Genomic DNA, 22,874 nt, shown 5'->3' with positions numbered 1-22,874 from the left:
ATTGCTCGTCCGTATATCTGAAAGCTGAAATGCTCATTGACTTGCTAGCGAGATTTTACAATCTCTTTTTGAACGATTTCTCGTTCATGCTTACTCACTCGTTGTTCAGTTTTCAAAGATCAATTGTACTGTTCGTCCTACTCTCTTTCGAAAGCCGGAAGACCAATATAACACACTAACAATTCTTTTGCAACTTGTTTTTTCTAAGTTACTTCTTTATCCCCGCATGTCTCAGCGGCAACTTTTATAAGATACCACAGATGCTGCAGCCGAGTCAACACATGATTTACTTGAATGTTCTTCCATCTAGAGCAAAGTCAGTTTTAAACCTACAAGAAGTAGAATCCCAGGAATCCCTAGAACAGTAACCGTCACTAGAGTGGCTGTATTTATAGGGAGTTCAAATTGTGTATAAGTACTCAATAAGTTCAATGTATATAAGAGAAATGCTGCAACAACAACATTCAACCCCAGTGCTGATAACACCCTCCCTCCGCCGCGACTACGAAATATCAGGAACACTAGCATGAGAGATGAGAATATGAGTACCCCCCATATGACATATTTAAGATACACTTACTTCACCTCCATTAACCGGTCACTGTCAATTAGACTTACACCTAGCTTTTTGGCTTGTTTAATGAGCATTTCAAATCTTTTTTCTGCGGCCTCCATCGCATAGATGGCATAATCAATTTGATCCTTGTCCAAAGCAAACTCAAAGTGCGCTTGAGCCGCCACCCAAGTCGCATGAGCCGAACGAATCTCTTGGATCAGCATCTGCTTGTCCCTTTTCAGTTCTTCTTGAACGCTTTTCGTATTTGGGCTCTTCATCCCGTACTTTCCTAATAAAGCTGGTCGCACAAGCAAACCTCCATTCCTCATATAACCGGATTGATTTATCCATATGGGAGAAAAGGAGATTTTAGAACTTCAAGATACTTTTTGGGCAGCAAAAAAGAGAGCTTTGCAGCTCCCTGATTATGATGCATCTTATTTATAATTCCCTGCGCCCTTCCATGGCTTTGGTCAGAGTCACTTCATCGGCATATTCCAAATCTCCGCCCACTGGCAGCCCGTGCGCGATACGCGTAACCCGGAGACCGAAAGGTTTAATTAACCTCGACAAGTACATGGCAGTAGCTTCTCCCTCGATATTCGGATTGGTAGCCAGAATCAATTCCTGCACCGTTTCATCACCCAAACGCTTGAGTAATTCAGCGATATGAATTTGATCCGGTCCAATCCCCTCCATCGGGGAAATCGCGCCATGCAGCACGTGATAATACCCTTCGAATTCTTTGGTACGTTCCAAAGCGACCAAATCCTTAGGTTCTTGTACGACACAAATGATGGAACCGTCCCTGCTCTTATCTTGACAGATGCGACAGGGATCAACGTCCGTAATGTTACAACAGACGGAACAGTAGTGAAGGTTCCGTTTCACATTGACAAGCGCCTTCGCGAAGTCAATCACTTCTTCTTCTTTCATGCGAAGGACGTGAAAAGCTAGGCGACCTGCCGTTTTGGGGCCTACCCCCGGCAGACGGGAGAAAGCATCGATTAACTTGGCTATCGGTTCGGGGTAATACAAAGGAAGACTCCTTCATCATTCAGAATCGTTACACTTGGTTGTCTTAGAACAGTCCAGGGATATTCATACCGCCTGTGAATTTGCCCATATCTTTGTTAGCGATTTCTTCTGCTTTGGACATTGCGTCATTTACTGCCGTAAGTACGAGATCTTGCAGCATTTCAACATCATCCGGATCAACAGCTTCAGGCTTAATTGTGATGCTTTGCACTTTTTTGTGTCCGTTGATGATACAAGTGACAACACCGCCGCCTGCAGTACCTTCGATCATTTTCGTACCTAGTTCTTCTTGGGCCTTCATCATTTGCTCTTGCATTTTCTTCACTTGTTTCATCATTTGGTTCATGTTATTCATAGTAGGTAGCTCCTTCGTATTTAGTCTTCTTTAATTGTCACTAGCTCTTCGCCAAATAATTGGATCGCTTCCGAAATCCATTCTTCTTTGGCAGCTGTTCCGTTACCTTCGCCATCAGCGACTAGCTCCATCACTTCTGGAGCGCTACTAGCCGCGTCATTCTTAGCATCGTCCCATTCTTTACGCATAATCGTAAGTAAACGCATAGGCTTGCCAAGCACCGAAGTAAGCACTTGCTCGATAATGACCTTGTTTTCTGGCTTTTCCGTTGTATTGCGATGCATCTCATTCTTGAAAGCCACGAGTACGACATCATCAAGCATAGACACCAGATCACCATTAACGAACCAAGCATGTACGGTAATCTTCTTTTCTTTGACATCGCCTAACACTTGACTCCACTTCATGAGAGCAGCTTTGGTTTCTGGTCCCTCCGCCGCTTTCAAGTAACCATCCAGCTTGATGCCCGATTTCTTCGAAGGGGCTGAGGCCACCGGCACTTTGGCAGAGGCTGCTTGCCTAGCATTGGAATCGGCCGCTGCACCCGTTACTCCCGATTTTACCAGTGAAGCTATCTGTTCTTCAAGTTGTTGAAGTTTCTGGGTCATTTGGGCAAAAAGATCACCTTGAGGCAAACGCCCTCCAACTTCCGCCGGGATACTGATAGTCGAACTACTCTCTGCTCCTCTGTGACCACCGCTAATTTTCATAATCGATATTTCTAGCAAGGTCTGAGGCTGTACAGAGTACTTCATTTCGCTTTGGTAATGATTCAACGTCTCAATCATAGCCATCATTTCACTCGGTGAGAAGTGATTCGCTACTTCCCTTAGGTCACCCATATCAAAAACACGTTCTGTAATCACAGGCGAATTCGGCACCATGCGAACCATGAGTAAATCACGGAAGTAATTAATCAAATTTTCAATACATTTGTCAGCGCTCTTGCCTTCCTGCATGAAAGTATCGATGAGCTCAAGCGCAGCTCCAAGATTCTTCTCTTTGATGTAAAGAACGAGCTTCTTGAATTGATCGGAAGCTACACCACCGGTGATGGACAAAATGTCTGAGAGCTGAACTTCACCCGTCGCAAAGGACGCTGCCTGATCTAGCAGGCTGAGTGCATCCCGCATCCCGCCATCCGATAGTCTCGCTATATAATGGAGCGCTTCCTCGCTAACCGAGATCTGCTCCTGATCACAAATATATTGCAGCCGTAGAACCTGATCTTCCATCGAAACTCTCCGAAAGTCAAAGCGTTGACAGCGGGAAATAATCGTAGCTGGTATCTTATGCGGTTCCGTTGTTGCCAAAATAAACATGACATGCGCCGGAGGCTCCTCGAGCGTCTTCAAAAGGGCATTAAAAGCTTCGGTCGTGAGCATGTGCACCTCATCAATGATGTACACTTTCTGCCTTACTTCTGTAGGGGCATACTTTACTTTATCACGAATATCCCGAATTTCTTCTACACCGCGATTGGAGGCAGCATCGATTTCGACAACGTCCATGACAGCACCTTCGGTGATTCGTTCACATGCTGAACAAGCGTTGCACGGCTCTTCCGCCGGACCGTTTAAGCAATTGATTGCCTTGGCTAATATTTTGGCCGTACTGGTCTTACCTGTTCCTCGAGGTCCGTTGAACAAATAAGCATGAGTAAGGCGATTTTCTCGCAAAGAATTCTGCAGCGTCTGCGTGATATGTTTCTGACCGACAACTTCACGAAACGTCTGAGACCTCCACGTTCGGTACAGAGCGATATGTGCCATAGTGTTCCTCTCCAATAATCCCTGCATGGAATGACTTAATCCATTATACTATAACGCACCTAGGGATGAAATAGACGATCAAGTATAAGGAATCGATATCGTAAACGTCGTTCCAAAGCCCTTGGAAGAAACACGTATCGTCCCTCCCATATCGTGAATGATTCGTTGGCACACCGAAAGGCCTAATCCGGTACCCGTATCCTTGGTTGTGAAGAATGGATCGAAAATTTTGTCAAGCACGAACATCGGTATGCCAGAACCTGTGTCATGAATATCAATGCAGACATTTCGTTCCACCGTGTCTACTTTCTCTGAAATCGTTAAAACCCCTCCATCCGACATAGCCTCGATGCCATTTTTACAAACATTTAAGAATACCTGCTTGAGCAGCTCTTTATCAGCAATCACTTCCGGCAAATGATACGAGGCCTCATATTGAAGATTCACATCGTACAAGATAGCTTCATTATTGATAATAGGCAAGATCCCTCGCAGCACTTCAGTCACATCGATCCTCTCATAAGAAACATGCTTGGGCTTACTTAGCAGCAGAAATTCATTAACCAACTCGTTGATACGATTGATTTCCTCCAGCATAACTACTGTGAAGCTCTGTTCTCTCTCCATTCCTTTCACTTCAAAAGTGCGCCGAAGCACCTGAAGAAATCCTTTTATTGAAGTTAGCGGATTCCGAATTTCATGAGCTGTGCCAGCAGCAATTTGTCCGATCATAGCAAGCCTGTCACTTCTTTGAACCATTTCTTCCAGCGAGCGCATATTCGTGACATCCTTGAAGATAACATAAGCCCCTACAATATTTCCTTGATTATCTTTGAGCACATTCGAATCCAGCAGCAGCTCGAACCGCTCTTCATTATTGGTCCATGAAACCGCATGATTGCGGACTACAGCACCATTCAAAATCGTTCGTTGGACAAGCTTATGCTGACTCGGAATCGTAGCAAAGATCTCATCTAATGACTTATTAAGAATATGTTCCCGATCCATTCCTAGAATCTGGCATGCTCGATCACTGACGTCAACAAGCGTAAAATTCACACTTATCAATAAAACACCTAAATTAATATCTTTCAAAAAAGCGTCCGAGAACCGCTGCAGTAAGCTTAATTGCGAGCTATCCTGATGCTTCATAGTCAAGAGATACATAAACTTATCCCCGCGCATAAGCTTCAACATCGAGAATTGATAAAACATCGTTTCACCATTCTTGCCTACTAGGAATCCATGGGGCCATTCCCCTGGACTGGAATCGTTCTTAAAATAAAATTCGTACAGCTCACGCAAAGATGCCCTCACTTTAAAAAGTTGAGGGAATGAGATATGCGTAATTTCCTCGGCTGAATAGCCCGAGTTTTTCAAAACTTGATCTGTTGCTAAAATGATCTTGCCATCCTCATCCACAACGAGCATACCCGTTTGTACGCTATGGTTGAATAGCTTCCGCATTTCATCGATGGATACCATGTAATCTTGAGGGTCATGAATGGACATTTCAACAACACCTTCACTTTCTCTCTATTGAATCGCAATATGCGCAAACGTTTACATGAATCGAATCTGCATGTTATAACCATTCTCTCTAGAGCAAGAATTTTCCTTCCCTTGAAAAAAAGAAAAAACGCCCTAGTTACTGGCGTTTTGTTAGGTGTCATTATGAAAAATCACTTAAAATCATTAAAACCGTGCACCTGTTATTGATAAAGTGATACAAGCGAACTCTTACCGTTGGCTCAAATCAGGCAACCCCTCGGCACATGAAACATCTCACTTACGGCTGCTTCCTTCCAGACCTGACCGGGTTCATGAGCATTCATTGCGAAGGACCCGACTCTCAACACCACGTGTAAAAGCCAGACCTCACATCACAGTACCGCTAACAGGAATTCAACCTCGCTACAGCGGATTGCGAGTTACAGGGCACCGCTACCTCCCCATCTAGCACGGTAAAATTAGTATAGCTGATTCAATTACAAATAGCAACCGAGGGGAAAATCTACCTATTAGGGAACCATTTTTACGATTACATTATAGCGCGGCATGTTGGTGTTCAGTGCCATTTGAGCTTGGGAACGAAGCTCCTCCACTTGCGCAGCCGTCAAAGAAGGTCTTGGTTTTATTTTCACTTTAGCGGTCGGTCCGTTAATGGAGATATTGGTTTTCTCAATACCTTGCAGCTGTGAGAGCACAGCCTTCATTAAGTTCGAATCGTCCTCGTAGTGATGATACGTAGGGTTAAGCGGGTCGTTCGGATTCACACTGGTAATTCCCAAGTAACCGTCTTGCTTGTAATGCTGGGCTTTATAATTTGCATCATTGGTCTGAGGCGGGTTCTTATTACCAGAATTAATGCCACAGCCGATTAAACTTATGATGAGCATGATAGCTCCCGCAAACTTAAGCATACCCTTAAACATAAAAACACCTCCCATTGGACTCTAAGCCTAAGCTTAGGATGACCAAGGGAGGTTGTCTTATGCTGATTGGCAGCAAAGTAATTGATGCCAATTAGATTCCGTATTTCTTTTTGAATTTGTCGACACGGCCGCCTACATCGATAAACTTTTGTTTACCAGTGTAGAAAGGATGGCAATTAGAGCAAATCTCAACACGAAGATTTTGCTTAATAGAACCCGTTTCGAACACGTTACCACAAGCGCAAGTCACTGTGGTTGCATGATAAGTAGGATGAATACCTGCTTTCATGATGGTTCACCTCTTTCCGCCCTGAATCATTTGCTGAAACAGAGTTAATGGACGTACTTAAGCATTGTATCATAATCAGAAGTCTTGATGCAATGGAAAAAGACTGTAGATGACTTCTAGAGAACCGTAGTGACAGTTCGGTCACTCGTATAGAACTTCGGTGTATGCGAGTAGGAACCCAACACAACATCTGGAAGTTCTTGCTCAAAAATCTCAATCATTTGCTTCATCCCAAGCAGTTCACCTCTTGCTTTGGGGATAATGCCAAGGTAACTCTCGGGATCAATATTCAGGTTGCGCAATTGAATCAATTTTAGTCCCGTTCTTCGCACGAATTCGATCATCGCTTCTATTTCTTCTTCTCGATCGGTTACACCTGGGAATACGAGATAGTTGATCGAAGTGATAACTCCTTTATCCGTGGCGTAGCGGAGAGACTTCTCAACATTTTTGAGCGTATAAGCTCTTGGCTTATAGTAGGCGTTATAGTGATCATCCAGCGCGCTAATCGTACTAACCCGCATGAGATCAAGTCCAGCATCAACAATGCCGCGGATATGATCCGTGAGACCTGCATTGGTGTTGATGTTAATGAAGCCCATCTTCGTTTGCTCACGCACTTGCTTGATGGCATCGATAATAATCACAGCCTGCGTGCTAGGTTCCCCTTCACAGCCCTGTCCAAAGGAGATAATACTCTCAGGCGTCCGCAGATGCTCGAGCATGATCTGGGTGATCTCTTCGACCTTAGGCTTGAAGTTCATACGAGTCTGCGGTGCTACGAAGCCACTCTCATCTGGTTGTTCGGAAATACAGCCGAAGCATCCCGCGTTGCAGGAATAGGAAACTGGAACGGCACCCTCCCAACGTTGCAGGAACGTATTCGAAGCAGTCAGACATTCATAACCCAGTGCACAGTTGGACAAGTGCGCATATAACCGATTATCCGGATACTTAGCAACCAGTCGTTTGACCTCTACCTCAAGCTCAGTCGGGTCACAATGAACGGGATTCCAGTAATAAGGATTATCTGTCAATCGGGCGGCTACATAGAAACCGTCATCTTTCCATACGACAGCCGTATATCCGAACAGAGGCAGCGCCTTAGACTTGTCTGATTTCACATAGCCAGGGAGCAGAAGCCTAGTGAAGCCTTGCGGGAGCAAGGCCCCAACGGCGTGATAATCCCCTTCAACTAGCTTCATATCGCCTGTTGCGGCATCAATACCTACCGGACGTGTAAACGGAAGACTGACTAATGTTGATCCCTCAGGCAGAGGAATTAACTCTTCTTCCAAAATTTCTGTTATCATTTCAGCGTTTCGACCAAGTGCCAAGAAATCAGGATGATCAAAAACGTTTCCTTGTAAGTCTGAATAAACCAAGTTCATAACGGTACTCCTCTTTGTGCGTCACGGATAAACGACTAAGTCGTCCTTAAGGACGACCGTGTTTGTCATGATTGATGCGAAGCAGATTATTATTTGAAACTTAGGAAGCTGAATTTTTGACTTTACCTTTGTTAACCCCTGTAGATCCTGCTGATGGGGAAGCTAAAGAGTCCAAAAACTCTTGATTAGTCTTCGTATCGGCAAGCTTCTTAATGAAGGATTCTGTATATTCATGCGAATCGTTCATCCCTCTGCGAAGCGCCCATACCTTCTCGAGTTCATCTTTACCCAGAAGTGCTTCTTCGCGGCGAGTACCTGACTTGCGAATATCAATCGCAGGGAAGATACGGCGTTCAGCCATTTTACGATCCAGATGAAGCTCTAAATTACCTGTACCTTTAAACTCTTCATAAATGACGTCATCCATACGTGAGCCTGTTTCTACGAGTGCAGTAGCAAGAATTGTTAAGCTGCCGCCTTCTTCAATATTACGGGCGGCCCCGAAGAAACGTTTAGGCCTATGAAAGGCAGCAGGGTCTATACCACCCGTTAACGTCCGGCCAGAAGCAGGAACCACAAGGTTATAGGCTCTAGCCAACCGGGTAATACTGTCCATGAGAATGACAACATCTTTCTTATGTTCAACTAGACGCATCGCACGCTCTAGAACTAGCTCAGCGACTTTGATATGATTTTCTGGAAGTTCATCGAAGGTAGAAGCAACTACTTCGCCTTTAACGGAACGCTGCATATCGGTAACTTCCTCCGGACGCTCATCGATAAGCAGAACGAAGAGTTCGATTTCTGGATAATTCGTGGAGATGCTGTTCGCTATTTCTTTCAGCAGCAATGTTTTCCCAGCTTTAGGAGGTGCTACAATCAGACCGCGTTGGCCTAATCCAACAGGGGCAAGCAAATCCATAATACGCATGGAAACTTTGTTAGGCTCAGTTTCGAGTGTAATCCGAGTGTCTGGATAAAGAGGTGTCAACGCTGGGAAATGAAGTCGTTCCGCTGCCGTTTCCGGCTTCTCTCCATTCACCGCTTCAACTTGAAGAAGCCCGAAATAGCGCTCATTCTCTTTGGGCGGACGACATTTGCCCGATACAATGTCCCCGGACCGCAAATCAAATTTGCGAATCTGGGAAGCGGAAATATAAATGTCCTCTGAGCTTGGAAGGTAATTAATTGGACGCAAGAATCCAAAACCCTCCTGAAGGATCTCGAGAACACCTTGCATGAACATTAGACCACTCTCAGCAGCTTGTGCACGTAAAATTGCAAAGATGAGTTCTTTTTTCTTCAGCGTACCGTAGTATTGGATCTGATGTTTCTTAGCTAGTTTATATAATTCAGTAAGCTTGAGTACTTCAAGCTCAGCAAGCTGCATGCTCATGTTTCAACCACCAAACTATTAAATTTTCAATTGGATTCTAGCATTGCCTGTTACTTGGTACTTTATTCCTCGCTCTCGCGCCAAACCTCAGCACCCAGTGAAGATAAGTTGAATACCAAGTTCTCATAACCACGATCAATAAACTCAACCCCGGATACTTCTGTGATGCCACCTGTTCTTACACTAAGGCCCGCAAGCACAAGAGAAGCTCCTGCTCTCAAGTCCGTTGCTCTCACTTTGGCAGAACTGAGTTGTGAACCCTCAATAATGGCTGAGCGTCCTTCGACTTTCATCTTTGCTCCCATACGCACAAGCTCAGGAATATGCTTGAAACGATTACTATAAACGTGGTCCGTTAATATACTAACTCCTTTAGCTTGGCAAAGTAAGCTCGCCATCGGAGATTGTAGATCCGTTGCAAACCCTGGGTAAATTAATGCTTTCACGTCGACACTTTCGTATTCAGGCTGACCCACAACACGAATCGACTCATCCATCTCATAAATATGAACGCCCATTTCCTGAAGCTTTGCCGTCAAAGCCTCCATATGTTTAGGAATGACATTGTCGACGGTCACATCGCCGCGTGTAGCTGCTGCAGCAATCATATACGTACCTGCTTGAATACGATCAGGAATAATGGAATGGCGGCAACCATGCATCTCAGTTACGCCTTCGATACGAATAGTCTCTGTTCCAGCGCCCTTAATTTTGGCACCCATCGAGTTCAAAAGTGTTGCCACATCTATGATTTCAGGCTCTTTGGCCGCATTTTCGATAATCGTAACGCCCTTAGCGCGTGAGGCGGCCAGCATGATGTTAATAGTCGCTCCAACACTCGCCATATCTAAGTATATTTTGGCACCGCGCAGCTCTTTGGCACGTATCTTTAAAGCGCCATTTTCATTGCTAACCTCGGCACCTAAAGCTTCAAAACCTTTTATGTGCAAATCAATCGGACGCGGTTCGAAGTTACAACCACCTGGCAGACCAATCGTCGCCTCTCCAAATCTTCCGAGCAGCGCTCCCATTAAATAGTAGGATGCTCTAAGCTTCTTTACTTTGCCATTCGGCATAGGAAGTGATTTCATCCGACTTGGGTCGATCGTCATCCGATCTTCGTTCCAGTCAATAGTAGCCCCTAAATCCGTCAAAATTTCTGTATATATAGCCACATCACTCAGATGAGGCAGATTATCCAAAGTAACCGATGTTTCAGCAAGTACAGCGGCTGGAATGAGTGCAACTGCACTATTCTTAGCCCCGCTAATTTGAACTGTTCCCCGTAGTGGACGTCCCCCGACCACCATTAATTTTTCCAACATGATTCTCCCCCTAAACCAGGTGCCTACTTACTAAGTAGTAAATCAAAACAATTAAAACAACCAATACAACCTACCCCAACACAAACTTCACCAAAAAAATAAAATTCTTAGTAAGCGATAATATAAAATTCATACTGTCTTACAACGACATACGAAAAAAGCAATCCTTCACAAAATAAAACAGCTACGGTTCTCACGGAGAACATAGCGCAAAAAAATACAAGAAGGAAACGCTCGTAATGACACAGACGGACGACATTCTTTCGTCTATCCTCCGTCTGTGCCTTACCGCATTTCCTACCCTGTCTATACAATTGGAATTAAGCTTGGTTGCTGCTTCCGAACAATTGAATTTTGGATTTTACTACTTCGATCATAGCGTTACGTGCTGGGGTGAGATATTTACGAGGATCATAAATTTTAGCATCTTTAGCCAGAGCTGCGCGGATATTTTCTGTACAAGCCACTTGGTTCTCTGTGTTAACGTTGATTTTGCCAACGCCTGCCGCAATAGATTTACGAATCATTTCGTCAGGAACGCCGGATCCACCATGAAGAACAACAGGAACTGGAATCGCTTTGGAAACCGCTTCGATAATATCAAAGTGAATGTTAGGCTCGCCTGCGTACATACCATGTGCAGTACCTACAGCGATAGCCAGACAGTCAACACCTGTTTCTTCGTAGAAACGGATAGCTTCTTCTGGTTTTGCAAGGTTAGCGTGCTCTTCATCAACAGAGATGTCGTCCTCAACGCCGCCAATTGTTCCAAGCTCACCCTCAACGGATACGCCCATTGCACGAGCTGCTTTTACGACTTCTTTCGTCAAACGAATGTTTTCTTCGAAAGAATAGTGGGAACCATCGAACATCACGGAGCTGAATCCTGCACGGATACATTTCATTGCTACTTCAAAGGAACTGCCATGATCTAAGTGTAAAGCGATCGGCAGACCGGATTTTTTAGCTGCAGCTTCAGCAATTGCTACTGTAAACTCGATACCCATATATTTCAGTGCGCCTTCGCTGACACCATAAATGAACGGGGATTTTAATTCGATTGCAGCTTCCACAATCGCTTGAGCGAATTCAAGGTTGTTCATATTAAATTGACCCACCGCGAATTTGTTCGCTTTTGCTTTAGGTAAAAATTCATTCATTGAAACCAATGCCATGTTTCTCTTCCTCCTAGAACCTATAGTAGATGCGCATACCGCTCTTTGTCATACCTGAGTTATTATAGCACATAAATTTTCAAATGATAACCAAGCCCTCGGTTTTTGGCAACAAAAAAGACCCTATGACTAGGATCCCACTGCAAAACCGCTGCTTGATTCATTATTAAGCTGCATATTAACCGCCATACGTAATTCATCAATATCAAAAGGCTTCGTAAAGTGCATAATCGCACCCAAATCCGTTGCTTCTTTAATCATATCGAGCTCGCCATAAGCTGTCATCATAATGACTTTGATTGATGCATCAATGGCTTTAACATGTTTCAAAATATCCAGACCATCCATACCAGGAATTTTCATATCCAGTAGTATAAGATCAGGCGAAGAATTTTTCACGATTTCCAAGGCCAACTTGCCATTCGAAGCCTGATAGGTATCGTACCCTTCGTTACTAAATACCTCCATGAGTAGTACGCGAATTCCATTTTGATCGTCGACAATCAATACCTTTTTCTTCATCAGCCTATTTCCCTCCCGAAAACGAATAACAAACTCCCATGTATATGTTTCTAAAGTTATTCGCTATTCATTTTCGATTTCCTTCTGAGGGACAAAACTAATTGAAAAGTTTTACAAATAAGTTGGTTATCTGGAGGGACAACCGTTATAGCAAGAATTAACGAGCGATCAACTGAGCGGCTTTCACGAATTCACGGAAAAGCGGCTGCGGACGATTCGGACGCGATGTAAATTCCGGATGGAATTGAACAGCAAGGAACCAAGGGTGACCTGGAAGCTCGACCATCTCAACCAAACGACCGTCCGGTGACGTACCGGAAATGCGCAAACCAGCAGATTCAATCAATTCGCGGTATTCATTGTTAAACTCATACCGGTGACGATGTCTCTCATAGATAAGCTCATCATTGTAACACTGTTCAGCAAGAGAGCCCGGAACAACCTTACAAGGATATAAACCAAGACGCATTGTACCGCCTAAATTCTCGATATCCTTCTGCTCTGGCAGTAGATCGATAACCGGATAAGCTGTTGTAGGATTAATCTCAGAGCTGTTCGCACCATCCAAGCCTGTAACGGAACGGGCATATTCAATGACAGCAACTTGCATACCCAAACAAATCCCAAAGAACGGAATTTCCTTTTCACGGGCATAGCGGATCGCTTCCACTTTACCTTCAATACCGCGATCACCGAATCCACCAGGTACAAGAATACCTTGAACACCTGAAAGAAGCTGATGGACATTATGCTCAAAAATTTCTTCTGCATTCACCCAACGGATATTAATTTCGGAGTCATTATCGATGCCGGCATGACCTAGTGCTTCAACAATACTTAGGTAAGCGTCATGCAGCGCAACGTATTTCCCAACGATCGCAATTTCTGTCTTCTTCGTCAATGATTTAACTTTACGAACAAGGCTTTCCCATTCCTTCATGTCCGGCTCGTTTGTCCGTAGTTTCAGGTGATTAACCACATAATCGTCAAGCCCTTGCTCGCGAAGCATCATCGGAACTTCGTATAAAGTTTCTGCATCCTTACACTCAATAACAGCTGCAGGATCGATATCACAGAATAAAGCTAACTTACGTTTCATATCTTCCGTTAGGGAATGCTCCGTACGGCAAACGATAACGTGAGGCTGAATCCCTAGACCACGTAGTTCTTTTACACTATGCTGTGTAGGTTTCGTTTTCACTTCACCAGCTGCTTTAATATAAGGAATCAGCGTAACGTGAATATACATGACATTCTCGCGGCCAATATCATTTTTCATTTGACGAATAGCTTCCAGGAACGGCAAGCTTTCGATATCTCCTACCGTACCACCAATTTCGGTAATTACGACATCGGACCCAGCTTCACGACCAGCGCGAATCACACGTTCTTTGATTTCATTCGTAATGTGCGGGATAACTTGTACCGTACCACCCAGATATTCGCCTCTACGCTCTTTGGTAATGACGGAGGAGTATACTTTACCTGAGGTTACGTTGGAACTTTTGGAAAGGTTAATATCAATAAAACGCTCATAATGACCTAAGTCCAAATCCGTTTCTGCCCCATCGTCGGTTACGAACACTTCACCGTGCTGGTAAGGACTCATAGTTCCCGGATCCACGTTAATGTACGGGTCAAACTTTTGAATGGTAACTTTCAAACCTCTGTTTTTGAGCAATCTCCCTAAGGACGCTGCTGTAATTCCTTTGCCAAGGGATGAAACTACGCCTCCCGTAACGAAAATGTATTTTGTCACTATGTACGCCTCCTAGAGTTTTAGTATGGTTTTGTAATATAAGAAACTTACGTCGTAAGGCATAAGCTTATCTTTTGCCAGAAGAATGACTTTGTAAGCATTAGCTTCTGCTAAATAAGGCTTTTCATGAAAATAAAGTGAAAAAACACAAAAAAAACACAAAAAAAACAAAAAAAGTGACACCCGTAGTGACGGGGCACTTTTTGAACGCTTGAGCGAAATGTTAAGATTCTTTTAAAGCCCATGCAATAGTTTACTCTGAACAGATAGGGGCTGTCAAGACAAGTTATTTGTCGTCTTCAGCCTCTTCATCCAAATCGTCTTCTTCGTCTTCCTCATCGGAATCCTCATCTAAATCGTCTTCACTATCTTCGTCTGTTTCTTCAATACCCGCTTCACCAAGATCCTCTTCGATCTCTTCATCTTCGAAGAATTCAGTATCCTCTTCCGCTTCTTCCTCTTCGGTTTCGGTACCAAATGTATCGTACTCATCTTCTTCTGCGTATGTATCTTCTTCTTCTGCGTAGATGTCTTCATCCAGATCGTCATCTTCGTCGTTAATGATTCTTGGACGCTTCGCGTTACCAACCGCATCGTCTGATTTCTCGACAGGATACCAGCGTTTCAAACCCCATAGGTTCGTACCCACGCAAGCAAAACGTCCATCGATGTTGATTTCCGTATATAGTTGGGCAATCACTTGCATAACATGCTGCTCGGACAGCCCTTTTATTTTAGCAATTTCAGCCATCAGGTCACGATAGTAAAACGGCGTATTCGCCGACTTCAGTAATTCAAACGCCAAATCCACCATGGGCATTTCGCGCGCTTGCTCTGTGGTGATTTTGAGTGTGTATTCGCTACTCATCTAAGGCACATCCTTTTCGATCGTGATCGTCTTCTTCAGTTCTTCTATCTACCTTATCCAATATCTTCATTAAGTAAAACCTATTTTTTCTAAAAATGCAACTATCCCAAATGATAAACTATTTCCATCGTCCTGAGGACGGACTTGTTAGTCAAGTTTGATGCGGAGCAAGAGTTAAAATTTATACTTTCGTTTCAGCTTAGAAACCTTTCGAGCAGATGCCTTTACACCCCTTCGCAGGGAAGAAAGCGTTCCCCCTAAAATGAATACAAGCGAAGGTCCCCCTCCGCTTGCGACTGTATCCTAAGGAAGCGGTGTGAATGAATCACAGCCGTTTCCACTACCTGAGAAAGAGACACTCCTGCCCGCGCCTCTCTATTTATCCTATGTAAAACCTACGCATCTGACACGGCTTCGCACCCATTTATTTCTGTAGAGACAATGACACGGTCATACGGGGTGACCTGTACATATGATAGGGGAGATTCGATTCTAAGCTGTCATGGGGGGATGGCACGATGGATATAGCCACCTTTCTTCATTTGCTTCATGAGGAAATCGGTCTCACCAAGCATTCTGGCAAGAAGCATCTCATCCATTTCTCATCGGCTAGGGACTACTACGCATGCAAATCAGCACTGAAACGGATGAAGTCTCAGTTCGTAAATCTTTCCAAGGTCCGCGATCTTAGTATCATTCACGCCTTCTCCTGCACGCTTCGTCCCGATACCAAGCTCAGAGGTATCCCCGGTGCGCCGAACATCGTAGAGGATACCAAGATAACTGTTCATCAAGCGATGGGCAACAAAACTACCTCCAGACGATCAAGCAATATATCGGGCTATCACACGATACCTTGGGGCATCGATCAAGTAGGCGCACCTGAAGTCTGGAACAAATCGGTAGGTCAGAACATTCGGATCGGGGTCATCGATACCGGAATCGATTACAATCATCCTGACTTACGCAATTCGATCTCACGGGGCATCAATTTATTAAACCGCAGCATGCTGCCCTATGATGACAATGGACATGGCACACATATCGCCGGAACCATCGCGGCAGCTGGCCGCCATTCTGGGATTGTCGGTGTTGCTCCAAGAGCCATCGTTCATCCGGTTAAAGCATTTGACCACGCTGGAAGCGCTTATGTCTCGGACATTATTGCCGGTATCGATTGGTGCGTTCATAACGACCTCGATATTATCAATATGAGTTTCGGTATGAAATCATACAACCGTTCTCTCGAGCAAGCTGTCATGAACGCGTATTACAGAGGTAAAGTCATCGTAGCTTCATCTGGCAATGACGGCAAAAAGAAATCGGTCGATTACCCCGCCCGTTTCCCCCAGGTCGTCTCCGTTGGAGCCACAACTCGGTTAGGCAAAATCGCTCCCTTCAGCAACCGAGGGAAGCAAATTGATATCTACGCACCAGGCGAACGGGTCTACTCGTCCTGGCTTAACGGCAAATACAACGAGCTAAGTGGCACTTCGATGGCCACTGCCCATGTCAGCGGCGTCATCGCCTTGATGTTATCGATCAAGCCGATGTCGCCGCTGCAGATTAAAAGTGCGCTGCGCCGCTGCGCGATTGGCCTTAACAAGCGAGGGACTACGCGTTGGAAGCCCGGGTATTTGAACGCACGGCAGGCGATCCGGGCGGCGCGGCAGGGCTGAGGCGGGTGGATGCTTGGGCTGTGGTTGGAGCAGGGGCGAAAGCGAAGAGCGAATGAGAGAGCAAGAGCGAGAGCTCAGAGCGAGAGAGCACAGAGCGAGAGCTCAGAGCGAGAGAGCACAGAGCGAGAGCTCAGAGCGAGAGCTCAGAGCGAGAGAGCACAGAGCGAGAGCAACTGCCAGAGCGAAGGACGGAGCCGTGCAATCGCGGATGAGTGAGCACAGGCAAGGCAACCGCGGAAGCAAGAGCGATAGGCGGAACCTGCCGGCGCTTTTGGCGGTTGGTGTAGAAGTTGTACAAAGTACAACTTTAGTCAGGTTAATCTCCGATATTCCTGCGAATATTGCACAAAATACAACATTTTCGCCCAGAAATGGCCAATTTGGATGAAATACTGCTATTTTGTTGCACGGAATACAACATTTCTCTGCTTGAAGCGAAATACAAGGGAAATTGTTGTACGTTTTACAACAATCCCACTCGCATGCCAGGAATAAAGGTCCTAACTAAAAAAATGCGCTAGGATTGCATTACACCGTAAAGATCTCACACTTTAAAATGGCAGGATAACCGTCTTCGTGGTGCGAAACGTTTGTCAAAGTAGATGCACCACAAGTTAAGTCCACCTGACTTATACTTCTGGTATTAAAAAAGGGACGATCTCTCATGTCTGCGTAGACATGGGGATCGTCCCTTCGGTTTTGTGGAGCGGATGTTACATCCGCTCTGGGGCGGATACGCCAACTACGCGAAGCGTGTTGGCTAAGGTAATGCGAAGCGCGCCGAGCAAAGCGAGGCGTGCCTGGGTCAAGGCCGCATCATCCGTGATGACATAGTGGCCTCTGTAATAGCTATGGAACTGGCTTGCCAGTTCATAGACATAGCGGATAAGCCGATGCGGCGCATATTGATCGGCCGCAATGGCGATTTCCTCCGGAAGCTCGCCCATCTTGCGCAGCAAGTCGAACTCAGCTTCCGACGTAAGTTGGCTAAGGTCTACCTGCTCCAGCGGCAGCACCTGGATATTCTGCTCTTCCGCTTGACGGAAGATGCTGCAAATCCGTGCATGTGCGTACTGCACATAGAACACAGGGTTCTCATTTGACTGAGAAACCGCCAAGTCCATGTCAAAGTCCAAATGCGAGTCCATGCTGCGCATCGCGAAGAAATAACGAATCGGGTCTACGCCGACTTCGTCCATGAGATCCTCCATCGTGACTGCTTTGCCAGTCCGTTTGGACATTTTTACCTTTTCCCCATTTTGGAAAAGGCTCACCATTTGGGCAATTAGCACAACGAGGCGATCCGATTCAAAACCAAGCGCTGTCATAGCTGCTTTCATCCGTGGGATGTAGCCATGATGATCCGCGCCCCAAATATTAATCAAACGCTCAAAGCCGCGCCCAAATTTATTGCGATGGTAGGCAATATCGGGAGTAAGGTAAGTAAAGGACCCGTCATTCTTAATCAGAACGCGATTCTTGTCGTCACCCAGTGGTGTTGTATTTAGCCAAGTCGCGCCTTCTTCTTCATATATGTGTCCATTATCCCGCAGCTCTTGGAGAACGGGTGGAATGAGGTTATTTTCATAAATCGACGTTTCGGAGAACCAATTGTCGAAATGAACACCAAAGCGACCCAAATCGCGTTTGATTTTGTCGAGTTCTTTTTTCAAACCATAGGTACGGAAATAGGCACGACGCTCATCTTCTGGCAAGCTGAGAAGGCGCTCTCCCTCTTCAGCAGCAAGATCCGCGGCAAAGCCTTTGATATCTTCACCAAAGTACCCGTCTTCCGGCATCTCTGCTTCTTGTCCGAGCGCCTGCAGATAGCGGGCTTCGATCGATTTGGCCAAATTGACCACTTGGTTACCAGCATCATTGATGTAATACTCTCGGGATACGTCATATCCAGCCAGATCAAGCACGTTGCACAGCACATCCCCCACTGCCGCTCCACGAGCATGTCCCAAATGCAAAGAACCCGTTGGATTCGCACTTACGAATTCCACTTGCACTTTAAGCCCTTGACCGACGTTCGTCGCACCGTACCGCTCACCTTGATTCAGCACATTAGCGATAACGGGATATAGGTACACTTTGTTCATTTTAAAATTAATAAAACCAGGACCCGCAATTTCCGCTTCTGCGATATTGGCTTTATCCTTTTGCAGGTTAGCGATAATTTGCTCGGCAATTTGTCTTGGGTTCTGCTTAGCAATTCGGGTCAGCTGCATCGCGATATTCGTTGCGAAATCCCCATGCGTCTTCTCTTTCGGGACTTCTAGAATAATCTCCGGTATTTGCGCCGCGTCCACGATGCCTGCAGCTGTAACTGCTTCTATAATGGCTTGTTTAACTATGGCTTTGACTTCGTTTAGTACATCCATTCGTCTTACTCCTCCTGAATTAACAACTTAATCCTGTATGTTCCCGCATGAGTGCCTGATGCATATAAATCATAGCTCCACCTTGTAATACCAATGCCATGTACGGCTTCCGAGGTTAGCTCATGTGTTTCGATTTCGAGTTCCAATCTACCTTGAGGTGTTTGATAAAAGCCAATCCTCTTCTCGCCGGGTAGAAATGTTTGCTCTGCTTGCACGTCTCCTTGGCGGACGATTCGTATTTGATTATCTTCCAGCTTAATGAGCGTCACTGTTCGTCCAAGTTCGTTCGGCTCTTCTTCATAGCGGATGTACGTGTGATTGCCTTTACGATAAAGATCCCCTCGTGCTTTCTGCACGGTTGTCTCGCTCCCGCTTCGACTTTCAATTCGGATCCGCACGCGTTGCTTAGCCGTCATGGTCCGTCATTCTCCTATTCTGCAGTACCTGTTTGCACCTTATGTCAGATAAGGCAAGTTAGGTATTAGTTTATATGAAAGGTTCGCTAAATTCAATGTATTACGGGAGATCAGCGTACATAGCAGGGTTATCGTCGTGTCGATTTGTGTACAACACAAGCCACCAAAACAAAAACCGCCAGCGTTCCCGTGACAAGCACAGAAACAACCGGCGGTTCAATTTCATTATTTAATCAGGTCTTCAACAAATTTAGGCAGTACAAATGCCGCTCTATGTAGGCGTGGTGTGTAGTACTTCGTTGGGAATTCTGGGATTGCTGATTCCTCAACTTGCAGTGGATCGTGCTTTTTGCTGCCCATTGTGAAGGTCCAGAGACCGCTAGGGTACGTAGGAATGTTCGCGCTGTACACACGTACGATTGGGAAGATTTCTTTGACATCACGGTTAACCGTTTGGATCAGGTCTGCTTTGAACCAAGGGTTATCCGTTTGTGCAACGAAGATACCGTCTTCTTTTAACGCATCAAAGATACCTTGGTAGAAGCCTTTGGAGAACAGCTCAACAGCTGGACCAACAGGTTCAGTGGAATCGACCATGATAACGTCGTAGGTGTTTTTGTGATCGTGAATGTGCATGTAGCCATCGTTAACAATAACTTCTACACGTGGGTTGTCCAGTTCGCCGGCAATGGTTGGCAGGTACTTTTTGGAGTACTCAATTACTTTGCCGTCGATATCAACAAGAACAGCCTTTTTCACTTTCGGGTGCTTCATGATTTCACGAATTACTCCGCCGTCGCCGCCGCCTACTACAAGCACGTACTCTGGGTTCGGGTGGGTAACAAGCGCAGGGTGCGCAACCATTTCATGATAGACGAATTCGTCTCTAACTGTTGTCATAACCATACCGTCCAGGGTAAGCATTGTTCCCCATTCTTCGGTTTCGATCATCGAAAGGTCTTGGAAGTCCGTTTGTTCTCTAACGTATGTCTCTTTTACTTTTGCTGTAATGCCGAAGCTATCGGTTTGTTTCTCTGTATACCACAGTTCCATGTTTATACCTTCTTTCGCTGCTATATTTGGATGAATAAATCCTAACATTCGTTGTCTCTAACAGTGTTCCACCAGCCCAAAAAGTCATGCGAAGCAGTGTTGTAATTTCCAGTCACCTCATACGCACAAATTGTATTATAGTTCATTACCCCCAAAATGCAATATTTTCCTAGGTTTTTTGAGCATTTAATAAAAAATATTTACAATTCGTTGAATACGGACTGCCATGCTTTTCCATACTGGATAGTAATGCCTTAGAGCATGGAGAAAGGAGGTAAGAAGAGATGTCCGAGAACGAGAACCATCGTCAGCCATCCACAGGCACACCACAAGCACCTAGGGAGAAAGAGGTACCTGCGTCAATGCGCTGGATGCGTCGTATCAAGAAAATGTTCTCATTCCTATTCACTTCCTGCGTTCTGCTCCTCATCGTGGCCGCTGGCTGTCTCGTCTATTTGCGTGCTCAAACACTGCCCGTCACCAAAATGCTGCAAACCTCCCAAATGTACGATACACATGGCGAACTGATCGACACCTTTTATTCTGGGCAAAATCGGCAGGTCGTCTCACTGGGCGAAATATCGCCTTATCTCATTAAAGCAACGCTCGCTGTGGAGGATCAGCATTTCTATGATCATTTCGGCGTGGATGTGAAGGCCGTTGCCAGGGCCGCTGTTGTCAATGTACAAGCCATGGCTAAGGTACAAGGTGCAGGAACGATAACTCAGCAATTAGCTCGAAATTTATATTTAAATCATGACCGGACTTGGTCGCGTAAAATCAAAGAAACCGTGTTCGCTGTCCAAATGGAAATGCAGTTGACGAAGGATGAAATTCTGACGAATTATTTGAATCAGATCTATTACGGTCATTCGACGTATGGGATTGAAACGGCTTCCGAGCTTTTCTTCGGCAAGCATGCCAGTGAATTAACGTTGGCGGAAAGCGCGATGATCGCTGGTGTCCCTAAAGGGCCTCGCTACTACTCGCCGTATTATGATCTGAAGAATGCGATGGATCGGCAAAAGGTGGTGCTGCAGACGATGGTGCGAAGTGGCTTCATTACACAAAGCGCCGCTGACGCCGCAGGCAAAGAGAAGCTGACGATTCAGCCGCTTACGAAGAAGAAGCCCGCCGCAGCCCCCTACTTCCGGGATTATGTGCGCGCACTGGCAACGGATAAGCTGGGCATACCGGAGGAACAGTTCGATCAGGGCGGCATTCGCATCTTCACAACACTGGATAAAAATGCTCAGCAGATTGCCGAGAGCGTGATTACGAAACAACTGACGGGTAAAACAGACCTTCAAGCCGCCCTCGTGGCAATCGACCCAAGGACGGGAGAAATTAAAGCAATGGTCGGCGGTCGCGACTATTCCGAGAATCAGTTCAACCGCGCACTCTCGAATACGAGACAGCCGGGCTCCTCTTTTAAACCCATTGTTTATATGGTCGCTCTGCAAAATGGCTATACACCTGTGTCGCAGGTAAAAAGTGAGCCGACGGTGTTCACCTACGATGAAGGCCGTCAACGGTACACACCCAGAAACTTCAATGATCAGTATGCCAATGTAAATATTGATATGCGGCAGGCGATTTCGAAGTCGGACAACATCTATGCGGTGCATACGATTCTGGATGTCGGTCCTGCGAAGGTTATCGAACTGGCCCGCAAGCTGGGCATTGCATCTCCGATGAAGCCGCTGCCGTCACTGGCTCTGGGGTCCTTCCCCGTAAGCCCTCTCGAAATGGCATCAGCGTTCGGTACGATTGCGAATCAAGGCGTTCATCAGGAGACGACGGCGATTGTGCGTATTGAGGATGCGAACGGTCAAATCTTATATGAAGCGAGCCCGAAAGCGGAGCCTGTACTTGATCCGGCTGTCGCATATGTAATGACGAATCTGATGGAGAGCGTGTTCGAAGAGGGCGGAACCGGTAACCGCGTAGCCAGTACGATTAAGCGTCCGATAGCCGGCAAAACCGGTACGACCGACACCGATGCGTGGTTGGTTGGCTTCACACCGGAGCTCGCAACTGCTGTATGGGTCGGCTATGACAAGAGTAGGGATATTTCGACGGTTGAGTCTCATTTGGCTTCTCCCATTTTCGCAGAATTCACGGAACAAACGTTAGAGGCGATACCGCCTAAGCTTTTCCCGATTCCCGAAGGGGTAACCAGTGTCTATATTGATCCGGTGAGCGGCAAGCTGTCCAATGAGGACTGTCCGAACTCACACATGGAGGCTTTCTTGGTTGGCACGGAGCCGACAACTTTCTGCACAGGCAAACCTGCGAAGCCAGCTTCGAACGATGATCCAAAGGGCACTCCCAAAGGTCAGAACGGCTCTTGGTGGAATGATATCAAACGCTGGTGGAACGACTAATCCACCTGTTTCCAGAGAACCAAGGATAAACGACTCCGTCGTCCTTCTGGGACGAGCGCGTTTGTCAAGGT

The 22,874-nt window shown here is 45.8% G+C and carries 21 protein-coding genes and 1 other RNA gene; 3 read left to right on the top strand and 19 right to left on the bottom strand.

What is annotated here, in order from left to right:
• Positions 1 to 306: 306 nt before the first annotated feature.
• The 16 genes from GC098_RS38920 to rpoE all read right to left on the bottom strand — a co-directional run bounded on the left by GC098_RS38920 (position 307) and on the right by rpoE (position 14,881).
• Positions 307 to 528 (bottom strand): pro-sigmaK processing inhibitor BofA family protein, encoded by a 222-nt coding sequence (locus GC098_RS38920; RefSeq protein ID WP_171649685.1) that lies wholly within the window; start codon positions 526 to 528, stop codon positions 307 to 309.
• A gap of 48 nt (positions 529 to 576) precedes the next feature.
• Entirely contained in the window at positions 577 to 864 is a 288-nt protein-coding gene (locus GC098_RS38915; RefSeq protein WP_312880626.1) for a DUF2508 family protein, read from the bottom strand.
• 133 nt (positions 865 to 997) lie between these two features.
• Positions 998 to 1,594, bottom strand: a complete 597-nt coding sequence (gene recR, locus GC098_RS38910; RefSeq protein ID WP_047685391.1) for a recombination mediator RecR — start codon at positions 1,592 to 1,594, stop codon at positions 998 to 1,000.
• A 43-nt stretch (positions 1,595 to 1,637) separates the two neighbouring features.
• Positions 1,638 to 1,949, bottom strand: a complete 312-nt coding sequence (locus GC098_RS38905; protein WP_028555044.1) for a YbaB/EbfC family nucleoid-associated protein — start codon at positions 1,947 to 1,949, stop codon at positions 1,638 to 1,640.
• A 20-nt stretch (positions 1,950 to 1,969) separates the two neighbouring features.
• Complete coding sequence (dnaX, locus tag GC098_RS38900) at positions 1,970 to 3,721, bottom strand: DNA polymerase III subunit gamma/tau (RefSeq protein ID WP_171649674.1); 1,752 nt, start codon at positions 3,719 to 3,721, stop codon at positions 1,970 to 1,972.
• 78 nt (positions 3,722 to 3,799) lie between these two features.
• A complete protein-coding gene (locus GC098_RS38895; protein WP_312880624.1) occupies positions 3,800 to 5,233 on the bottom strand; it encodes an ATP-binding protein in 1,434 nt (477 codons plus the stop codon).
• A gap of 189 nt (positions 5,234 to 5,422) precedes the next feature.
• Positions 5,423 to 5,686, bottom strand: an RNA gene (gene ffs, locus GC098_RS38890) — signal recognition particle sRNA large type.
• A 56-nt stretch (positions 5,687 to 5,742) separates the two neighbouring features.
• Complete coding sequence (locus GC098_RS38885; protein ID WP_171649673.1) at positions 5,743 to 6,156, bottom strand: hypothetical protein; 414 nt, start codon at positions 6,154 to 6,156, stop codon at positions 5,743 to 5,745.
• A 91-nt stretch (positions 6,157 to 6,247) separates the two neighbouring features.
• Complete coding sequence (rpmE, locus tag GC098_RS38880; protein WP_029197218.1) at positions 6,248 to 6,445, bottom strand: 50S ribosomal protein L31; 198 nt, start codon at positions 6,443 to 6,445, stop codon at positions 6,248 to 6,250.
• Positions 6,446 to 6,561: 116 nt separating this feature from the next.
• Entirely contained in the window at positions 6,562 to 7,836 is a 1,275-nt protein-coding gene (locus GC098_RS38875; protein ID WP_171649672.1) for a radical SAM family protein, read from the bottom strand.
• A gap of 100 nt (positions 7,837 to 7,936) precedes the next feature.
• Complete coding sequence (gene rho, locus GC098_RS38870; protein ID WP_171649671.1) at positions 7,937 to 9,232, bottom strand: transcription termination factor Rho; 1,296 nt, start codon at positions 9,230 to 9,232, stop codon at positions 7,937 to 7,939.
• A 62-nt stretch (positions 9,233 to 9,294) separates the two neighbouring features.
• The gene (gene murA / locus GC098_RS38865; protein WP_057304515.1) at positions 9,295 to 10,554 is read right to left on the bottom strand and encodes a UDP-N-acetylglucosamine 1-carboxyvinyltransferase; all 1,260 of its coding nucleotides are present in this window, start codon (positions 10,552 to 10,554) and stop codon (positions 9,295 to 9,297) included.
• 323 nt (positions 10,555 to 10,877) lie between these two features.
• Positions 10,878 to 11,732 carry a class II fructose-1,6-bisphosphate aldolase gene (fba, locus tag GC098_RS38860; RefSeq protein ID WP_047685406.1) on the bottom strand — a complete coding sequence of 285 codons (855 nt, stop codon included), beginning with the start codon at positions 11,730 to 11,732 and terminating at the stop codon, positions 10,878 to 10,880.
• A gap of 129 nt (positions 11,733 to 11,861) precedes the next feature.
• Positions 11,862 to 12,254, bottom strand: coding sequence for a response regulator (locus GC098_RS38855; RefSeq protein ID WP_029197213.1), 393 nt, complete (start codon positions 12,252 to 12,254; stop codon positions 11,862 to 11,864).
• Between the two features lie 157 nt (positions 12,255 to 12,411).
• Positions 12,412 to 14,013, bottom strand: a complete 1,602-nt coding sequence (pyrG, locus tag GC098_RS38850; protein WP_171649670.1) for a CTP synthase — start codon at positions 14,011 to 14,013, stop codon at positions 12,412 to 12,414.
• A 286-nt stretch (positions 14,014 to 14,299) separates the two neighbouring features.
• On the bottom strand, positions 14,300 to 14,881 hold the full coding sequence (gene rpoE, locus GC098_RS38845) for a DNA-directed RNA polymerase subunit delta (RefSeq protein WP_171649669.1): 582 nt from the start codon (positions 14,879 to 14,881) through the stop codon (positions 14,300 to 14,302).
• Between the two features lie 518 nt (positions 14,882 to 15,399).
• Between rpoE and GC098_RS38840 the strand changes: the two genes are divergently transcribed.
• Together GC098_RS38840 and GC098_RS38835 are read left to right on the top strand one after the other, a co-directional pair.
• On the top strand, positions 15,400 to 16,560 hold the full coding sequence (locus tag GC098_RS38840) for a S8 family peptidase (protein WP_171649668.1): 1,161 nt from the start codon (positions 15,400 to 15,402) through the stop codon (positions 16,558 to 16,560).
• A 13-nt stretch (positions 16,561 to 16,573) separates the two neighbouring features.
• Positions 16,574 to 16,948 carry a hypothetical protein gene (locus GC098_RS38835; RefSeq protein WP_171649667.1) on the top strand — a complete coding sequence of 125 codons (375 nt, stop codon included), beginning with the start codon at positions 16,574 to 16,576 and terminating at the stop codon, positions 16,946 to 16,948.
• Positions 16,949 to 17,273: 325 nt separating this feature from the next.
• On the opposite strand, the gene argS is transcribed toward GC098_RS38835, so the two are convergent.
• The 3 genes from argS to speE all read right to left on the bottom strand — a co-directional run bounded on the left by argS (position 17,274) and on the right by speE (position 20,416).
• Entirely contained in the window at positions 17,274 to 18,947 is a 1,674-nt protein-coding gene (gene argS, locus GC098_RS38830) for an arginine--tRNA ligase (protein ID WP_171649666.1), read from the bottom strand.
• 5 nt (positions 18,948 to 18,952) lie between these two features.
• Positions 18,953 to 19,363 (bottom strand): YwiB family protein, encoded by a 411-nt coding sequence (locus tag GC098_RS38825; protein ID WP_047682791.1) that lies wholly within the window; start codon positions 19,361 to 19,363, stop codon positions 18,953 to 18,955.
• 225 nt (positions 19,364 to 19,588) lie between these two features.
• Positions 19,589 to 20,416 carry a polyamine aminopropyltransferase gene (speE, locus tag GC098_RS38820; protein WP_171649665.1) on the bottom strand — a complete coding sequence of 276 codons (828 nt, stop codon included), beginning with the start codon at positions 20,414 to 20,416 and terminating at the stop codon, positions 19,589 to 19,591.
• Between the two features lie 284 nt (positions 20,417 to 20,700).
• On the opposite strand from speE, the gene GC098_RS38815 reads away from it, so the two are divergent.
• Positions 20,701 to 22,803, top strand: coding sequence for a transglycosylase domain-containing protein (locus tag GC098_RS38815; protein WP_376774082.1), 2,103 nt, complete (start codon positions 20,701 to 20,703; stop codon positions 22,801 to 22,803).
• Positions 22,804 to 22,874: the final 71 nt, after the last annotated feature.

It is taken from the genome of Paenibacillus phytorum (genome assembly GCF_013141715.1).
Classification (GTDB): Bacteria; Bacillota; Bacilli; order Paenibacillales; family NBRC-103111; genus Paenibacillus_E; species Paenibacillus_E phytorum.
The sequence above is the reverse complement of the archived record's forward strand: the minus strand, read 5'-3'. Positions and strand labels throughout refer to the sequence as shown.